The following is a 17,116-nucleotide window of genomic DNA, read 5'->3' on the forward strand; positions in this document are numbered from 1 at the left end:
CATGGCAGGACCCAAAACGTCGCTGTCCCCGGTGGACCTGGCGAACATCGACGGGCAGCTGGCCGCCACGGACCGCCTGCTGGAGCAGAATTACCCGGGCGACGACGGCTCCCGCCAGCCTGTCCACACCGTGTACGTGCCCGCGGACCGGTTTACGGCGTCGTTCGCTGCCGGCTGGGGTGCGGAGGCGCTGGCGACGGCGGAGGCGCACGGCGGCCTGGAAAACCTGGGCGCGCTGCTGGGCCAGGATGCCGGCCTGGCGGAAGCGGTTGCCTCCCGCGTCGCAGCCAAGCTCGCCATTGAACCGATTGAGGACCTCCGGCTGGATTTCGAGGACGGCTTCGGGGAAAGGGGCGACGACGCCGAGGACGCCGCCGCGGTGACGGCGGCTTCCACTGTGGCCGCCGCCGTCGCTGCCGGTTCCGCTCCCCCGTTCATCGGGATTCGGTTCAAGTGCTTCGAGGCGCCCACCAGGGCCCGCGGGCTGCGCACGCTGGACCTGTTTGTTTCCGGCCTCGCTGCAGCCGGCGAACTGCCCGAGGGACTGGTCCTGACCCTGCCCAAGGTCACCACCGTGGCACAGGTGCAGGCGATGGACTACGCCGTCTCACGGCTGGAGGAAGTGCACTCGCTTCCGGCCGGGCGGCTCCGCTTTGAGGTCCAGGTGGAAACCCCGCAACTGATCCTCGGGCCCGAGGGCACGTCACCGGTAGCGCAGCTGCCGCATGCCGTGCCCGGCCGGATCAGCGGCCTGCACTACGGCACCTACGACTACTCGGCGTCGCTGCAGATTTCCGCCGAGTACCAGTCCATGGAACACCCGGTGGCGGACTTCGCGAAGGAAGTCATGCAATTGGCCGTGGCGGGCACCGGCATCCGGCTCTCCGACGGATCCACCAACATCATTCCGGTGGGCGACAACGTGGAGAACGCCTGGCAGCTGCATGGCCGGCTGGTCCGGCGGTCGCTGGAACGCGGCTTCTACCAGGGCTGGGACCTGCACCCCGCCCAGCTGCCCAGCCGCTTCGCCGCAACCTACGCCTTCTACCGGCAGGGACTGCCTGCGGCCGCTGCCCGGCTGCGGAACTACGTGGAGCAGACCGAAGGCGGCGTGATGGACGAGCCCGCAACGGCCCGGGCGCTGGCAGCGTTTGTGCTGCGCGGCGTCCAGTGTGGCGCCGTTGGTGCCGATGAAGTCCAGGCGCTCGCCGGCGTCGGAATCCCCCAACTCACTGCACTGGCGCATCCGCGGCTGTCGCAGACCACTTCGAAGTAAGGACCCAAACCATGGGCAAGTACTACTCCCCCACCGGCGGGCTCCCGCCGCAGACCCACCTGACCACCGAACGGGCCATCGTCACCGAGGCCTACACGGTCATCCCCAAGGGCGTCATGACCGACATCGTGACCAGCAACCTGCCGGGTTTCAGCAACACCCGCTCGTGGATCATCGCCCGCCCCATCTCCGGCTTCGCCACCACGTTCTCCCAGCTGATTGTTGAGATCGGCCCGGGCGGCGGCGCGCCCAAGGCCGAATTCGAGGCCGGCGTGGAAGGCGTCGTTTTTGTTACCCGGGGCAAGGTCAGCCTCACCCTCGACGGCGAACTGCACCAGCTGGAGGAAGGCGGTTACGCCTACCTGGCCGCCGGTTCGGAGTGGGGCCTGGAGAACGTCTCCGACGACGTCGTCTCCTTCCACTGGATCCGCAAGGCCTACGAGCGCCTTGAGGGTTTTGAGGCCAAGTCGTTCGTCACCAACGAAAAAGACGTTGAGCCGACGTCGATGCCGGACACCAACGGCGCCTGGAAGACCACCCGCTTCACGGACTCCGGCGATCTGGCCCACGACATGCAGGTGAACATCGTGACGTTCCAGCCCGGCGGCGTCATCCCGTTCCCCGAAACCCACGTGATGGAGCACGGCCTGTACGTCCTGGAGGGCAAGGCCATGTACCTGCTGAACAACGACTGGGTGGAAGTGGAGGCCGGCGACTTTATGTGGCTGCGCGCCTTCTGTCCGCAGGCCTGCTACGCCGGTGGCCCGGGCGAGTTCCGCTACCTGCTCTACAAGGACATGAACCGCCAGGTCCGCCTCACCTGATTGCTCCCCAAGGGGGAAAATGGGTGCTATGGGCACAACCCCGGGCCGCGCGTGGAAGCGGATTGCCGCCGCCCTGAGCGCGGTTTTGCTGGTAACCTCCTCGGCCGGCTGCATTGACAACCCCCGGCCGCCGGACCAGGAAAAACCCGCCGCCTTCACCCTTTTGGAGGCTTTCAGTGCCCGGATGCTGGAGGAAGGGGCCCCTGCGGTCTTGATCGCAGTCCGGAACAGTGGCCAAACGTGGACGCATGCGGTCGGTGTCCGCAGCCTCGAAGCGGGTAAACCTGCCACGGTTGCCGATCCCATCCATGTCGGCACGATCACCGAAACCTTCGTTGCTGTCTCAGTGATGAAGCTGGTCGAGGAGGGCAAGCTCGACCTGGATGCACAGGTCAGCGGCTACCTTCCTGAATTCGGGAGGGTACTGCATCCTCCCGAACCGGTCACCGTACGCCAACTCCTGACCCATGAGTCAGGCATCCCCGATTTCTCCATTCCCCTGCTGGCCTCCGGGAATTGGGAGGAGACAACGGGCCGGCCGCTCAGCCTGGAGCAGCAGCTGGGCTTGGCCGCCGCCGTGCCGTGGGACGGCCGGCTGGCGCGGATCTTCGACTATTCCCGCTCGAACTACGCGGCTCTTGCGCTGATTGTTGAACGGCTCCGCGGCCAGGGGATCGGGCAGGTCCTGGCTGAGGACATTGCCGGGACCTTAGGCCTGAAAGCAACCCGGCTGGGCGGCTCCGCGCCAACAGACATGGTTCACGGCTACGTCACCGTGGAGGGCACGCGCCGGGACGTCAGCATGCCGGCCTGGCAGGAGGAGGCGCCCGCCACCGGAGCCGTATCCACGGTGGAGGAAGTGAACAGTTTCTACGCCGCGCTGCTGCAAGGCACCCTGCTTTCGCCGGAAAGTGTGACTGCCATGAAGGGTGGCTACTCACAGTATTACGGCTTTGCCCTGCGGCGATGGAACAACACCTGCAACAACCGTTTCTACTACGGCCTTCCCGGTGACACCGACGGCTACGGCGTGATCGCCGTGGCCAGCGAGGACGGCAGCAAGCAGCTTGCTATTGCCGTCGCCTACCCGCCCGCGCCGCCAACCCTCGAGCTGAACCCGTTGATCTACGACATGCAGGACGTGGCCCAGGAAGCACTGAACAGCCTGTGCGAGGCAAGCTAGGGGTTGAGGACCACCTTGATGCAGCCGTCTTCCTTCTTCTGGAACTTTTCGTACAGGGCCGGCGCGCCTTCCAGCCCGGAGCGGTGGGTGACCAGGTCCATCACACCCAGCGGATCGGCGTCGTCCTCCACAAGGGGCAGCAGGTAGTCCGTCCAGTGCCGGACGTTGCATTGCCCCATCCGCATTTGAATTTGCTTGTCGAACATCATGAGCATGGGCATGGGGCTGGCCTGGCCGCCGTACACACCGCTCAGCGACACTGTTCCACCGCGGCGCACGGCGTCAATGGAGGTGTGCAGCGCCGCCAGCCGGTCCACACCGCCGGTCTCCATCGCTTTCTGCGCCAGCTTGTCCGGCAGGAGGCCGAGCGCCTGGTGCGCGAACCCCGCGAGCGGCGAACCGTGGGCTTCCATGCCGACCGCGTCAACCACTGCGTCCGGGCCCCGCCCGTCGGTCATCTCGCGCAGTTCGTCCGCCACTCCCTTGCTGTAATCGAGCGTTTCCACCCCGTGCCGCGCGGCCATGTCGCGCCGCTCCGGGACCGGGTCCACGCCGACAACCCGGAAACCGCGGTTGACGCCGATCCGGGCGGAAAACTGCCCTACCGGCCCCAAACCAAAGACTGCCAGCGTGCCGCCGGGCGGGACGTTGGCGTATTCCACCGCCTGCCAGGCTGTGGGAAGGATGTCAGAGAGGAAGAGGTACCGTTCGTCCGGAAGCTCGGTTCCCACCTTCAACGGGCCGTAATCGGCATGCGGCACGCGCAGGTACTCGGCCTGCCCGCCGGGGACGGAACCGTAGAGCTCGGAGTAACCGAAGAGGGCAGCGCCGGAGCCTTTGTCCTTGACCTGCGTGGTTTCACACTGGGACTGCAGGCCCTGACGGCACATGTAGCAGTGGCCGCAGGCAATGTTGAACGGGATCACCACTCGGTCGCCCTTGCGCAGGTTGGTGACGGCGCTTCCCACCTCTTCCACGATACCCATCGGCTCGTGGCCGATCACGTCGCCCTTGTGCATGTACGGACCCAGCACTTCGTACAGGTGCAGGTCCGATCCGCAGATGGCCGTGGAGGTGATTCGGACAATGGCATCCGTGGGCTCCTGGATCACCGGATCGGGTACCTCTGCCACACTTACCGAGCGCTTTCCCTGCCATGTCAGTGCTTTCACGATTCGCCTTTCCTGGAAGTTTTTCGCTGCAGTCGGGGCTCGCCGCCCGTGCTTCGACGCTATCGGTTCCTGCAACAAAAAGTAAGCAGGCTGACTAAAATCCTTGTCGTCCCGGCCTGCGGCTTCTAGCGTAGGAAGAGCCACACCCGCAGACCACCACGAGTGAAAGAGGAACATGATGTCGCTCTACCAGCCCGAACCGGTTGAAATCTCCACGCGCATGCGGCCCGGAGAATGGACGGAAGAGAGCCTGGAGCAGCTCGTGGCCACCTACCGCGAGCGGATTATGGAAATGGGGGCAGGCGCGTCGGACGTGGTCACGGACATTGAGCGGGGCGATGACGGCTCGGTGCGGGTGGCGGTTTCCTGGGACAAGCCCGCCAACGAGGGTGATGAGGACACCGTCGCCGGCGGCCAGACGCTGTGACACTCGGCAGCCTGGATTACGACGACGGGTGGCTGGCAGGGGCCGCGGCGTCAGGAAGTGGGCGTCAGGAAGTGGGCGTCAGGAAGTGGGCGTCAGGAAGTGGGCGTCAGGCGTTAGGGCCCGGCGAGAGGAGCCTGCCGATGGCGCTTGAGGTGAGGTTCTCCAGCAAGTGGCGTGGGCCTTCGTAGACTTCCACCGCGCCCGCATCGCGCAGCTCGCCTGCACTGACCCCGCCGCAGGTGACCGCGATGGCCGGCATGCCCAGGGCAGCCGCGGCCTTCATGTCCCACACGGCATCCCCCACGAAGAGGGCGTCCGCCGCCTTCACTCCAATGGCCTCCAGCGCTGCTACGAGGATGTCCGGGGCAGGCTTGCTTTCCTTGGCGTCATTGGCGCTGGTGGCGGCATCGATGAAGGCATCAGCATCCAGCGTGGCCTTCATGACCTGAAGATCCTGCGTGCGCGCGGAGGAGGCGAGCGCAACCGCCAGGCCGGCCGCATGGCATTGCGCCAGCAAATCCTTCGCTCCATCGAAGGAACGCAGGGCCGGCCAGTGGGAGGCATAGAGGGCGCCGTGGCTGGACCTGATGTCAGAATCAAGGGAACGGTCGCGGTCTTCCGGCAAGAGGCTGTCCACCAGGCGGTCGCCGCCCATGCCCACAAAATGGTGGATGGACGCCATCGGGATGTCGTAGCCGTACTGCCGGAACGCTCCCCACCACGCAATGGTGTGGATGTACGAGGAATCGATCAGCGTACCGTCAACGTCAAAGAGGATCCCCTGAAGGCGCCCGCCGTCAGGGGACCCAATTTCCTGCGGCGCCATCAGCTGACCGCTGCCCGCCTGGCCTCGGGCGTTTTCCTGGCGCGGGCCGCTTCCTCCTTGGCGCTATTCACGGGGCGCATGCGCTCCCGGATCACGGTACCGGCGCCGTCGTGGCTCTCGTCCCTGATGAGGCCCGTCCCGGCGATTTCCCGGGCCATGGCCACTCCGGCAACCGCCGCCCTTTTCGTGGGAAAGGTCACCGAGATGGCCATCAGGTTCCCGGCTCCGTCCATCATCCTGACCCTGTAGCCGCCGTCAGGCGCGTCCACGAGCTCGAAATACCCGGCCATTGCAATCACTCCTCTTCAGTCACGGCACTGCGCTTTTTGGGAGCACTCCATGAAGTGTTAGTAAGTATACTTATCTATTCTGCGAAGGAGAAGTCCGGCCCCTGCACGCGCCGCCTCAGCGCGCTGCCGCCGTTTCCGGCGGAATGGGGGTGTCACTTCGCCGAACCGTATCCTGATGCAGCTCCAGAGCGCTAGTCACAAGGGCGAAGTGGCTGAAGGCCTGGGGCGTATTGCCCAGTTGACGGCCCGCCCGGACGCCCCATTCCTCACTCAGCAGGCCCACGTCGTTGCGCAGCCCAAGGAGGCGTTCGAAGAGTTCCCCGGATTCCTGGTGGCGGCCCGCGCCCAGCAGCGCCTCCACCAGCCAGAAGGAACAGGCAAGGAAGACGCCCTCATCACCCGGCAGGCCGTCGTCGCTCTCGGCCGGGCGGTACCGGAGCACAAAACCGTCCTCGGTCAGTTCCCGCTGGATGGCTTCTATGGTTCCGATGACGCGGGGGTCGTCAGGGGGCAGGAACCCCACGCGCGGGATCAGGAGCAGGCTGGCGTCAAGCTCCGGGCGGCCATAGGACTGCACGAAGGTGTTCCGGCGGGCGTCGAATCCGTTGGCCATCACATCCCGGTGAATGGTGTCCCGGAGTGTCTCCCAGCGCTCTACCGGCCCGGGCAGTCCTGAGTCGCGGACACCCTTCACCATCCGGTCCGCGGCAACCCAGGCCATCACCTTGGAGTGGGTGAAGTGGCGGCGGGGACCCCGCATTTCCCAGAGCCCGTTATCAGGCTGGTCCCAGATGGTCTCGAGATGCTCCATCAGTGCCACCTGCACGTCCCACGCCTCATCCGAATGCGTGAGCAGTGAGTTGCGCGTCAGGGCCAGGCAGTCCAGCACTTCCCCCCACACATCGAGCTGGAGCTGTTCGGCCGCGCCGTTGCCGATGCGCACCGGGGATGAGTTTTCGTAGCCCTTCAGCCAGGGCAGCTCCATCTCGGGCAGGCGGCGTTCGCCGTGGATGCCGTACATGATCTGCAGGTCTGCTGGATCACCGGCCACGGCGCGCAACAGCCAGTCCCGCCATGCGGCGGCCTCAGCCGTGTACCCGGCGGCCAGCAGCGCCTGGAGCGTCATGGTGGCATCGCGCAGCCAACAGTAGCGGTAGTCCCAGTTGCGGGGGCCGCCCAGCTGTTCGGGCAGCGAGGTGGTCACAGCCGCCACAATGCCGCCCGTTGGTGCGTACGTGAGGGCCTTCAATGTCACGAGGGACCGGACCACCGCTTCCTGGTACCTGCCCTCCACGGTGCACTGCGAGGCCCAACCGCGCCAGAACGCAAAGGTGGTGCCCAGCACTTCTTCGGCATCGACGGTGTGCGGCCGCCCCACATGGCTGGGCGCCCAGGTGAGGACAAAGGGGACCCGCTCCCCCGCGTTGACGGTGAAGTCGCTGACGGTGTGCATGTTCTCGCTGTGAAGCGGGGCCGGGGTCACGAAGTAGACGGCGTCGGGGCCGGCGATGGCGTGCAGGCCGTATTCGTCCCGTCGTACCCAGGGGATGATGTGGCCGTAGTCGAACCGGAGGATCAGTTCGCCGCGCATCTTGACACTTCCGCTGACGCCTTCGACGATCCGGACAATGTCTGCCACCGAGTCCCGGGGCGGCATGAAGTCGATGACCCGCACTGTTCCTTCGGGGGTTTCCCACTCCGTTTCCAGGATGAGGCTGCCGTCCCGGTACCCCCGGCTTGTGCAGGGTCCTCCGCTTGCGGGCGCCAGGAGCCAGCGGCCGGCGTCGGGCGTGTCCAGCAGTGCGTTGAAGCACGCGGGGGAATCGAACCTGGGAAGGCAGAGCCAGTCGATGGAGCCTTCTTTGTTGACCAGCGCCCCTGTATGGAGGTCACCGACAACCGCATAGTCTTCAATTCGCGCCATGAACTTACCCTGCCACAGCCGGGCCCGAAGCGGACCGGGCAGAGGGGTGTAGCCTCAAAAGAACGGCAGCAGTCACCGGAGGCGTACATGGCAGTCCATATCGGCACCTCCGGATGGAGCTACAACCACTGGGAGAACGTCCTCTACCCACCGAAGCTGCCGGTCAAGGACCGTCTCCAGCATTACGTGGCACGCTTCGGTACCGTCGAACTCAATGCCAGCTTCTACCGCTGGCCCCGGGATACCACCTTCGCAGGGTGGAACCAGCGACTGCCGGCCGGCTTCAGCATGTCCGTCAAGGCCCCCCGCGGCCTGACCCACGCTCGAAAACTGTACGAGCCCGAGGTGTGGCTGGAGCGCATTACGCGGTGCTGGCACGAACTCGGCGATAAACGGGCTGTCCTCCTGGTCCAATTACCGCCCGGCATGGAACGGGACGACGCCCGGCTGGATTACTTCCTGGCCGCGGTCCCTGACTGGATCCGCGTCACCGTGGAGTTCCGGCACCCCAGCTGGGACTGCCCGGAGGTGTTCGCCCTGCTGGAGCGCCACCGGGCTGCCTACTGCATCATGAGCGGCGCCAATCTTCCCTGCATCCTGCGAACCACAGCGCCTTTCGCCTATGTCCGGCTGCACGGGCCGGACCACCAGCACCTGTACGCCGGCTCCTATTCCGATGCGGACCTGCAGTGGTGGGCGGACCGGATTCGGGAGTGGTCCGCCAACGGCATGGACGTTTTCGCCTATTTCAATAACGACGGCGAAGGCCACGCCGTGCGGAACGCCGAGACCCTGCGCAGCATCCTTGGAGAAGGCTGACGTCATACGCGTCCGCGGGGCCAGCGTTCTCCTCCGACGGCGCGGCCCTGTGGCAGAGTGGAGCCATGGACACGGCTCCGAAAAATTCGTCAGAGAAAACAGCGCACACACCGCTCCCGGACGCGCTCTCGGGAAACCAGGTGTTCCGGCTGGCACACCGGATCTCCGATACCGCGAACTCGGTGCGGATCCGGCTGGCTAAGCGCTGGAAGTTTGCTGCCCAGACCATCGCCTACCAGGGCTACGGCTCCACCAGCCAGGTCCGCATCCTGGGGCGGGTCCTGCTGACCCAGAAGCCGCTGCCGGGGAGCAAAGCGGAGCATGCGGCGCAGAACGGCAACCAAAACGTCCGCGGCTGGCGCGCCTTCACCAGCGTGCCCCTGCAGTTCACCGACGTCGAAATCACCATCGGCGATGTTGTCACCCATGTCCGGGCGGACCGTGGCGGGCTGATTGACACGGAGGTGAACGTCCAGCTTTCACCGGGCTGGCACACGGCCGTCCTCCGGGCGGAAGGAACAGAACCTGTGGAGGCCCGGATCCGGGTCATCGCGCCGGATGTGAAGTTCGGGATCGTCTCGGACATCGATGACACCGTGATGGTGACGGCCCTGCCCCGGCCGTTCCTGGCCCTCTGGAACACCTTTGTCCTGAGTGAGCGGGCACGCATGGCCACCCCCGGCATGGCCGTGCTGATGGATCGGCTGACCATAGAGCACCCGGACGCGCCGGTGATCTACCTGTCCACGGGGCCTTGGAATGCGGCCCCCACGCTGGCCCGCTTCCTGACCCGCAACATGTATCCGTCCGGCGCCCTGCTCCTCACGGACTGGGGCCTGACGCAGGACCGCTGGTTCCGCAGCGGCCAGGACCACAAGCTTCGCAACCTGGCGCGCCTGGCCAGCGAGTTCCCGGACATGCGCTGGCTCCTGATCGGCGACAACGGCCAGCACGACGAGGCGATCTACTCAGAATTTGCGCAGGAGAACCCGAACAGGGTTGCCGCCATCGCCATCCGGCAGCTGTCCGTCAGCGAGTCAGTGTTCGCCGGCGGCCACTCGGAGGACGGGGACCACACCACATCCCAAGTCCCGTGGATCTACTCCCCGGACGGTGCCGGCATGGCCAAGCAGCTCACTACCCTGGACGTCCTCTAGAAGCCGGGCCGGGAACTGCGCGCCCTCACGGACCACACTCCCCGGCCCCGACCCGTCCCGCCGCGAACTCCTAGGCGCTGGCACTCAAAGGCGCCACGCCGTCGTCGGGCGCTTCGGTATCAAGAACCTCCGTGTCGAGATCTTCCGCATCGGGAACATCGGACGCTGCTGCCTGCGCAATGGCCACCTCAGCCGCGAGGGCAAGGTCGCGCTCCTCGATCAGTTCCTGGTACCAGAAATAGGAGGCCTTGGGTGTCCGCTCCAGGGTCTCCCGGTCAACGTGGAGCAACCCGAAGGGCTGGTTGTAGCCGGCGGACCACTCAAAGTTGTCCATGAGCGACCAGACGTAATAGCCGCGCAAATCGATGGACTCGGCGTCACCGCCCGGGGCGGTGGCCCGCAGCGCTGCCTCAAGGTGGTCCGAGAGGTATTTCAGGCGGCGCTCGTCAGGGATAAACCGGGTGTTGGTGGACTTGTCCCGGACGATGATGTCCTCGAAGCTGGCTCCGCCCTCGGTGAGGATGACCGGCGGCAGGTTGGGGTACCGTTCAGCCATTTCCTTCAGGGCCACCGCCATGTACTCGGGCTTGACCGGCCAGCCGTAGGAAGTGATGTCCGCTTCCGGCCAGGTCTCCACATGGAAGGGCGTTCCGCCGCTGCCTGCAGCGCTGAGGTCGCTGCCCATCGCCTCGGCCATACTCGCCGGCACAGCACCGCCGCCCGGCCCGACAGCCACCTTGGTGGGCATGTAATAGTTCAGCCCGTAGAAATCGAGCGGCTGGGAGATGATTGCCATGTCCTCGGGCGGGTGCTCAAAGGAGCTGAAGAACTTGGCGGCGCGGATCAGGTCCGGATACTTTCCGGTCAGCACGGGGTCCGCGTAGAGCCGGTTCTGCGCCAGATCCATCAGACCCGCGCTGATGTAGTCCAGCGGGTTGATGGAGTTCGGCAGCATGGGCGAGTAGACGTTTGTCATGCCGATTTCGCCGGGAACGTTCGCCGCCCGCAGGGCTTGCACGGCAAGCCCGTGGCCCAGCAGCTGGTGGTGGACGGTGGGGAAGGCATTCAGGACGAGCTCCTGGCCGGGCGAGTGCAGGCCGAGCGAGTATCCGTTGGTGCTCACGGTGGCGGGCTCGTTGATGGTCACCCACCTCGCCACCCTGTCGCCGAACGCCTCGGCAAGGATGCCCGCGTACTCCCCCAGCCGGTAGGCGGTGTCGCGGTTCATCCAGCCGCCCGCCTCGTCCAGGGCCAGGGGCGTGTCCCAGTGGTAAATCGTGGCCATGGGCGAGATTCCCTTGGCGAGGAGTTCGTCCAGGAGCCGGTCGTAGAAGGCAAGGCCCGCACGGTTCGCAGGTCCGCTGCCGGTGGGCTGGATGCGGGGCCAGGCGAAAGAGAACCGGTACGAGTCCACGCCCAACTGCTTCATGTGGGCAACGTCCTCGGGCATTCGGTGATAGTGGTCGCAGGCTGTGACCGGGCTGTGGTCCTCGACGATGGCCCCGGGCTTGGCCGAAAACACATCCCAGCCTGCAGGGCCACGGCCATCCTCATCCAGCGCGCCTTCGATCTGGAAGGCTGCGGTGGCCACTCCCAGGGTGAACCCCGGCGGGATGAGGGCGGCGAGGTCCTTGGCGGAAATATGCATTGAATAAACCCTTACTACGGACAGGACGGTCCCCGCTGAGTCCTTGAACCCGTTGGGAGGTCAGGACCATATCCTCGCATGATTCCCCAGCTGCTGGTGAGCGTGCTGCTAGGGTCTGGGAATGGATGAAAAACTGGGGAAGTTCATCGACAATTTTGCTGATCTGGTGCAGCTGGCACAGGCCCGCAGCCACAAACGCCAGGCCGGGGCGCAGCTGCTGGATACCCTGACCGGGCACCTCGGCCTGGCTGGTGAAGACGTCGCCGTAGTGGAGGAACAGATCCCGCCGCACAGGTTCGTGGATGCAGACATCGTGATGGCCGGGCTCGCCGCTTTGGATCCGGAAAGCCGGCTGGTGGGGGTCGGCGGCGGCGGCCAGCGGCACCACCAGTCGTTGAGCGACATGCTTCAGCAGTCGCAGGCTTTCCCGCAGTTCCCGCTGGCCCAGCCGGATTACATCAACCTGGCCGTGGGGCCGGATGCCCAGCGCCAGGCGGTGGGCTTCGGGCTGCGTCTTTTGACGTACGACGGCGGCCGGCTGGCTGTCCTGCAGCGCGCGGCAGATCCGCGCTCCGGGCGGCAGACCGCCTCCCTCGAGGTGGCGCCGGAAAACACCGCAACGGGGGCAGCGTTTTTGGCCGAGTACCGGCGGCGGATGGACAGCCAGAGCGTGCTCAAGGGGCAGGTCGTCTCCCTGACCATGGGTGAGTTCGGGCCAAGCAGCGGCGGGGTTACCTTCCATCACCGGCCGGACCTGCAGGGGCCGGAAGTGATCCTTCCGGCGGGCCTCCTGCAGAAGGTGGCGGGCCACGCCGTCGGCATAGCCGCTCACCGGGAGTCCCTGAAGCGCCACGGCCAGCACCTCAAGCGGGGCGTCCTGCTGTATGGCCCGCCCGGGACCGGCAAAACCCATACCGTGCGGTATCTGCTGGGCCAGAGCGAGGGCACCACCGCCATCCTGCTCAGCGGCGGTTCCCTCGCCCGCATCTCGGAGGCGGCACGGATGGCACGGGCCCTGCAACCGTCGATGGTGGTGCTGGAGGACTGCGACCTCATCGCGGAGGACCGGAGTTTCGGCCACGGGCCGCAGCCGCTGCTCTTTGAAGTCCTGGATGCCATGGACGGCCTGGATAACGACGCCGACGTCGCCTTTGTCCTCACCACCAACCGGCCGGACATGCTGGAGCGTGCACTGGCACAACGGCCCGGTCGGGTGGATCTCGCCGTGGAGATCCCGTTGCCTGCGCTCAATGAGCGGGTTGAGCTCATCCGGCTTTATGGCCGCCATGCCGGTTTCAGTCCCGACGCCGTGGCTGCCGCCGCTGAACGTACGGACGGAACCACAGCCTCCTTCGCCCGTGAACTGGTGCGCCGGGCCGTGGTTGCGGCAGCCCTTGGGGACGTGCCAGTCTCTGACTCCCACTTGGCAACGGCCGCGGAAGAGCTGCTGGGCGACGCCGAGTCCCTGACCCGGAGCCTGTTGGGCAGCGGGGCCGCCGGAACTGTTTGACGGCGACCTTGTTGTTCGCGGCGCCCGGCTTCCCGGCTCACTGGTCCCCGAACTCACTGGCCGCGGCTCACTGGTCCCCGAACAGGAATTCCTTTGCATGTGCGACGGCCTTGCGGAAGGCATCGTTCCGGAGCGTCACCAGGTGCTCCGTATCGCCGTCGGCCGGTTCGAGGTATCCGGTGTACCCCGGCCGCAGGACCCAGATGTCTCCCGCGGGCGGGAGATAGAACACACCGAAAGACCGCTGCTGCCTTTCGTCGTTCGTCCATACCGGCACCACTGCCAACGCCGCGCCGGTTGTGGGGTTGATCCACTGGGCACGGGGAAGGGGTTCCTCATGGGCTTCCGGGTCCAGGAACGGCGCGGTGCCTTTGCCCCACCGCTGTTCGAAACGCTCGTGGAACACCGGCATCAGGTGTGAATCGTAACGGCGCCAATCGCTCATACAGTTCTCCGCCTTTCAAAACGGTGGCCGGCGTGGGATCTTCCGGGGTTGCCTGGCCCCGGCAAGCAGTCCGGCAGGCCGGGATGTCGGCAGCTAGGCCCAGGGACCGCTTTCCCAGTGCACGGGGGTGACTCGGATCGTGTTCCCGGGAAAGCCGGCCGGATACTGGATCTTCCTGACCGGGATGTCCGTCCCGGTCCGGGATGCCGGTGCTGTGCGGGTTGCCGGTTTTGCCTCGACTTCACGGTCGTAGGCCGCCCGTCGGGCAGGATCATGCAGGACGGCAAAAGCCTGCATGATCCGCAGCAGCTCCGCCTCAGCCGGCGCTGCGCCTGCACCGGCATCAACCTTTTGCGCCCCGTTCTGCAGCCCACTCTGCCCGCCCGCGGATGCCCTCCCGCCACCCATGTCCGGATGGTGGCTGCGCATCAGGGCCCTGTAGGCGCGCGAGATCTGCTGCGGGGTGGCCTCGTGCGGGACCTGCAGGGTGGCGTAATAATCCGGGGTCTTGCCCATGTCAGTCTTCCGGTCAACAGCTGCAGTGCGGGGGGCGGTGCAGGGCAACTGCCGTTACCCTGCACCCTGCCTTACTGGCCTAGGTTCCGATCTGCTGCATCTGGCCCTGCTGCGTCTCAATTTCGATCTTGCGGGGTTTGGCCTTTTCCGCCACGGGGATTTGCAGCGTCAGGACGCCTTGGTCGTAGCTGGCCTTGATGTTGTCCGTGTTCAAGGTGTCCCCCAGGATCAACTGTCGGCTGAAGACGCCGCGGGGACGCTCGGAGGCCACCAGCTCCACATTGGGCTGGGTGGGATCCTGGCGTTCCGCCCGGACCGTGAGGACATTGCGCTCAACGTTCAGGTCCAGCGAATCGGGCTTGACGCCCGGAAGATCGAATGCCACCACAAACTCCCCGTCCTCCTGCCAGGCATCCATGGGCATCACGGCCGGGCGGGCGGCGGTTCCCAAGACCTGCTGCGCGAGCCGGTCCAGCTCACGGAACGGGTCCGTGCGCATCAACATCATTTCCTACTCCTTCAGCTCGATTTAGATGTTGGATCGGTGCCGCATCCACCTCCTAATTTATGGTGGTGGATGTAGATTTTTTATAGCACCCGTGGGACACTGGGGCAAGGCTTACCGCAAATTTCTGGAGAACTGATGGCAGGGCAGGAAGCACGACGGGCGCCGGCGCCTGCAAAGGGACGCGCACTGTATGCCATCTCTGTTGCGGCGAAGCTGGCAGGCACAGGCCAGCAGAACATCCGCCTCTATGAGACGCGGGGCCTGCTGACGCCGTCGCGGACTTCGGGCGGCACGCGGCAGTACAGCGATGCGGACATCGCAGTGCTGCTGCGGATCGGGGAACTCCTGGAACAGGGCCTGAACCTCGCCGGGGTAGCCAAGGTGCTGGAACTCGAGGAAGCCAACGTCAAGCTCCATCTGGCGCTCAAGCGCGCCCGGTCCCGGCCGCCGGCCTGAGTGATTCGCGGCGGGGAGAGGACAGCCAAGGTGGCCCCTCCGTCCAGATGCCCTGCCGGCTGTTTTGCGGCCGGTTCAGTCGCGCGGCGCGTCCGCCTTGGACAATTCGCCGGTGATCCGTTCGCCTGGAACCCTCGCCGTGCGCCACGTATCCAGGGCGATAACTCCGCCCAGGATGACCAGGGACAGCGAAAGCGATGCGAGGGCATCGCTGAGCCAGTGGTACCCCAGGTACAACCTGCTCAGCGCTGCAAGCACAATCCCGATCCCCGCCCCCATGAACCCGAACACGGCAGCCCGCCGGTTGCTGCGCCGGGAGTAAATCAAAAAGGCCCCCACCAGCAGGAAGTCGCATGCTCCCAGGACATGGCCGGACGGGAACGAAAAGGTGTGGTCTATGCCGAAAAGCATCTGATCCACCGGGGGACGCGACCGCCTCACAATCTGGAGGATGATCTGCGAAATGATCACCCCGGTGAGCATCGCGGACGCCAGCAGCACTGGACGCCAGGCATGCTTCGCCGCGAAACCCCAGGCCACAACCACCACCAGGACGATGATGGGGAGGGCAATGGGGCCGAAGACCACGGCCAGGAAGATCATGACCACCGTAAGGATTTCGGACCTCAGCCCGAGCAGCCAGTTCCGGGCGGGGCCGTCTGCGGCGGACAAGCCATCGGCCTGCACCACGCTGATCAGGGTGGCCAGAAAGAGCGCCAACCCGGCCGCCACCAAAATGACGGCTGCCCCGTACAGGCGGCGCCGGTCGGCCGGATCCACGTAGCGCTCCTCCACCACGAACTTGTCGTGGAAGGCTTGCCATCGGCCGGCACTTTTCCCGCTCGCTCCGGAGCCTGCTGTTCCCTGCTGTCCCACCGCCACGTCCGTCCCTCGGTAGTGAAGTTTGCCTAGGGTGAAGATTATCCCCGCTCGGCATCATTGGCGGCAGCCGGGCGCCATTATCGAGGTTGGGGTTGGCTGCGCCGGAATCGTCCTACCCTGGAGGTAGCCTGACTGCATGGGCGTCATGAACGAACTGATCGATCCTCCGGGCATTGCGGCGCTCACCCGTATCCTGACGAATGGCGCACCAGCAGTGCAATGGAAACAAACGGGTGCCGCCGCATCGCTGCTTGGTGACCTGAACCTGCGCGCGCGGACTGATCTGGTAGCCGAGGCCCTTGTGGCTGACATCAGCACGGGTCCCATCCCGGGATATACGACGGCGTCCGTCAGTTTCCGGGCGGCATTGGCAGTTCCGGAATTTACCGGCTGGGTCCTGTGGCCGGTTTCGGAGGCGGCCGTCACCCTCGCCCTCGCTTCAGGTGAAGCTGAGGACTTCGACGACTGCCTGGCGCTGCTCGCCGAACTGACGCCCAGGCTCACCGGGGAATTCGCCGTCCGCCGCCTCCTTGCCAGGAACCCGGACCGGGCCCTGGCAGCGATCCTGGGATGGACGGCCAATCCCGATGAGCACGTCCGCCGCCTCGCGAGCGAGGGCACGCGGCCCTACCTGCCGTGGGCGGTGCGCGTCCCTGCCCTCACCCGGCGGGCCGAAGCTACCCTGCCCATCCTCACTGCCCTCTACCGCGACCCGTCCGAATACGTTCGGCGTTCGGTCGCCAACCACCTGAACGATCTCGCCCGGCATGCGCCCGATGCCGTTGTGGACACAGCCCGTCAATGGCTCTCGGCGGCGGACGGCAACACTGGGTGGGTGGTCCGCCACGGGCTCCGCACCCTGGTCAAGAAAGGACATCCGGGCGCGCTGGCCCTGCTGGGCTTCGCGCCTGCGTCGGTGGCCGTTACCGGGCCGCGCCTTGACCGGGAAATCCTCTCCGTGCCGGGTGAATTGACGTTTGCCTTCGAAATTGCGAACACCGGCACCGAGGACGTGCGCCTCGCGGTGGACTACCTGGTTCACTACCGCAAGGCGAATGGGAGCCAGTCGGCGAAGGTCTTCAAAATTTCAACCCTGACCCTGGCCCCGGGCGAGAGCAGGAGCCTGTCCAAGCGCCACGCGTTCAAGCAAATGACTACCAGGGTGCACCATCCGGGACTGCACGCACTGGAGCTTCAGATTAACGGCACCGTGCATGGGCGCACCGAGTTCCTGCTGGAGATGGCGTAGTTCC

Annotated in this window: 18 protein-coding genes; 9 read left to right on the forward strand and 9 right to left on the reverse strand. The window is 65.8% G+C overall.

Annotation, left to right across the window (positions count from 1 at the left end; translation table 11 throughout):
• Nucleotide 1 precedes the first annotated feature (1 nt).
• Genes M1E07_RS17070 through M1E07_RS17080 form a run of 3 tightly spaced genes read left to right on the forward strand, consistent with a single transcriptional unit; the run spans nucleotide 2 to nucleotide 3,283 of the window.
• A complete protein-coding gene (locus M1E07_RS17070) occupies nucleotides 2-1,276 on the forward strand; it encodes a DUF6986 family protein (protein ID WP_461187811.1) in 1,275 nt (424 codons plus the stop codon).
• 11 nt (nucleotides 1,277-1,287) lie between these two features.
• Nucleotides 1,288-2,100 (forward strand): bifunctional allantoicase/(S)-ureidoglycine aminohydrolase, encoded by an 813-nt coding sequence (locus tag M1E07_RS17075; protein WP_461187812.1) that lies wholly within the window; start codon nucleotides 1,288-1,290, stop codon nucleotides 2,098-2,100.
• Nucleotides 2,101-2,128: 28 nt separating this feature from the next.
• On the forward strand, nucleotides 2,129-3,283 hold the full coding sequence (locus tag M1E07_RS17080; RefSeq protein WP_461187813.1) for a serine hydrolase domain-containing protein: 1,155 nt from the start codon (nucleotides 2,129-2,131) through the stop codon (nucleotides 3,281-3,283).
• Here the strand turns inward: M1E07_RS17080 and M1E07_RS17085 are convergent.
• Nucleotides 3,280-4,455 (reverse strand): zinc-dependent alcohol dehydrogenase, encoded by a 1,176-nt coding sequence (locus M1E07_RS17085; RefSeq protein ID WP_461187814.1) that lies wholly within the window; start codon nucleotides 4,453-4,455, stop codon nucleotides 3,280-3,282. The two genes, M1E07_RS17080 and M1E07_RS17085, sit on opposite strands and share 4 nt — an antisense overlap.
• Nucleotides 4,456-4,630: 175 nt before the next feature.
• Here M1E07_RS17085 and M1E07_RS17090 point away from each other — a divergent pair, with 175 nt between their 5' ends.
• On the forward strand, nucleotides 4,631-4,882 hold the full coding sequence (locus tag M1E07_RS17090; RefSeq protein WP_461187815.1) for a hypothetical protein: 252 nt from the start codon (nucleotides 4,631-4,633) through the stop codon (nucleotides 4,880-4,882).
• A gap of 106 nt (nucleotides 4,883-4,988) precedes the next feature.
• Here the strand turns inward: M1E07_RS17090 and M1E07_RS17095 are convergent, their stop codons facing one another.
• The 3 genes from M1E07_RS17095 to M1E07_RS17105 all read right to left on the reverse strand — a co-directional run bounded on the left by M1E07_RS17095 (nucleotide 4,989) and on the right by M1E07_RS17105 (nucleotide 7,922).
• Complete coding sequence (locus tag M1E07_RS17095) at nucleotides 4,989-5,708, reverse strand: HAD family hydrolase (protein WP_461187816.1); 720 nt, start codon at nucleotides 5,706-5,708, stop codon at nucleotides 4,989-4,991.
• On the reverse strand, nucleotides 5,708-5,998 hold the full coding sequence (locus M1E07_RS17100; protein ID WP_461187817.1) for a hypothetical protein: 291 nt from the start codon (nucleotides 5,996-5,998) through the stop codon (nucleotides 5,708-5,710). Before M1E07_RS17100 ends, M1E07_RS17095 begins: the two co-directional genes overlap by 1 nt.
• Before the next feature lie 115 nt (nucleotides 5,999-6,113).
• Nucleotides 6,114-7,922, reverse strand: a complete 1,809-nt coding sequence (locus M1E07_RS17105) for a glycoside hydrolase family 15 protein (RefSeq protein ID WP_461187818.1) — start codon at nucleotides 7,920-7,922, stop codon at nucleotides 6,114-6,116.
• 87 nt (nucleotides 7,923-8,009) lie between these two features.
• On the opposite strand from M1E07_RS17105, the gene M1E07_RS17110 reads away from it, so the two are divergent.
• Together M1E07_RS17110 and M1E07_RS17115 are read left to right on the forward strand one after the other, a co-directional pair.
• Nucleotides 8,010-8,741, forward strand: coding sequence for a DUF72 domain-containing protein (locus tag M1E07_RS17110; RefSeq protein ID WP_461187819.1), 732 nt, complete (start codon nucleotides 8,010-8,012; stop codon nucleotides 8,739-8,741).
• Between the two features lie 65 nt (nucleotides 8,742-8,806).
• Nucleotides 8,807-9,898 carry an App1 family protein gene (locus M1E07_RS17115; RefSeq protein WP_461187820.1) on the forward strand — a complete coding sequence of 364 codons (1,092 nt, stop codon included), beginning with the start codon at nucleotides 8,807-8,809 and terminating at the stop codon, nucleotides 9,896-9,898.
• A 70-nt stretch (nucleotides 9,899-9,968) separates the two neighbouring features.
• On the opposite strand, the gene M1E07_RS17120 is transcribed toward M1E07_RS17115, so the two are convergent.
• Nucleotides 9,969-11,546 (reverse strand): glycoside hydrolase family 1 protein, encoded by a 1,578-nt coding sequence (locus M1E07_RS17120; RefSeq protein ID WP_461187821.1) that lies wholly within the window; start codon nucleotides 11,544-11,546, stop codon nucleotides 9,969-9,971.
• Nucleotides 11,547-11,667: 121 nt separating this feature from the next.
• Here M1E07_RS17120 and M1E07_RS17125 point away from each other — a divergent pair, with 121 nt between their 5' ends.
• Complete coding sequence (locus tag M1E07_RS17125) at nucleotides 11,668-13,056, forward strand: AAA family ATPase (protein WP_461187822.1); 1,389 nt, start codon at nucleotides 11,668-11,670, stop codon at nucleotides 13,054-13,056.
• A gap of 67 nt (nucleotides 13,057-13,123) precedes the next feature.
• On the opposite strand, the gene M1E07_RS17130 is transcribed toward M1E07_RS17125, so the two are convergent.
• The 3 genes from M1E07_RS17130 to M1E07_RS17140 all read right to left on the reverse strand — a co-directional run bounded on the left by M1E07_RS17130 (nucleotide 13,124) and on the right by M1E07_RS17140 (nucleotide 14,522).
• The gene (locus tag M1E07_RS17130) at nucleotides 13,124-13,501 is read right to left on the reverse strand and encodes a hypothetical protein (protein WP_461187823.1); all 378 of its coding nucleotides are present in this window, start codon (nucleotides 13,499-13,501) and stop codon (nucleotides 13,124-13,126) included.
• A gap of 93 nt (nucleotides 13,502-13,594) precedes the next feature.
• The gene (locus M1E07_RS17135; RefSeq protein ID WP_461187824.1) at nucleotides 13,595-14,017 is read right to left on the reverse strand and encodes a J domain-containing protein; all 423 of its coding nucleotides are present in this window, start codon (nucleotides 14,015-14,017) and stop codon (nucleotides 13,595-13,597) included.
• A gap of 79 nt (nucleotides 14,018-14,096) precedes the next feature.
• On the reverse strand, nucleotides 14,097-14,522 hold the full coding sequence (locus tag M1E07_RS17140; RefSeq protein ID WP_461190426.1) for an Hsp20/alpha crystallin family protein: 426 nt from the start codon (nucleotides 14,520-14,522) through the stop codon (nucleotides 14,097-14,099).
• Between the two features lie 138 nt (nucleotides 14,523-14,660).
• Between M1E07_RS17140 and M1E07_RS17145 the strand changes: the two genes are divergently transcribed.
• Nucleotides 14,661-14,981, forward strand: coding sequence for a MerR family transcriptional regulator (locus M1E07_RS17145; protein ID WP_461187825.1), 321 nt, complete (start codon nucleotides 14,661-14,663; stop codon nucleotides 14,979-14,981).
• Between the two features lie 75 nt (nucleotides 14,982-15,056).
• Here M1E07_RS17145 and M1E07_RS17150 read toward each other — a convergent pair whose 3' ends face one another.
• Nucleotides 15,057-15,863, reverse strand: a complete 807-nt coding sequence (locus M1E07_RS17150) for a phosphatase PAP2 family protein (RefSeq protein WP_461187826.1) — start codon at nucleotides 15,861-15,863, stop codon at nucleotides 15,057-15,059.
• A gap of 136 nt (nucleotides 15,864-15,999) precedes the next feature.
• On the opposite strand from M1E07_RS17150, the gene M1E07_RS17155 reads away from it, so the two are divergent.
• A complete protein-coding gene (locus M1E07_RS17155) occupies nucleotides 16,000-17,112 on the forward strand; it encodes a DNA alkylation repair protein (protein ID WP_461187827.1) in 1,113 nt (370 codons plus the stop codon).
• The last annotated feature ends 4 nt before the right edge of the window (nucleotides 17,113-17,116 follow it).

The sequence above is a fragment of the Arthrobacter sp. Z4-13 genome, from assembly GCF_054792705.1.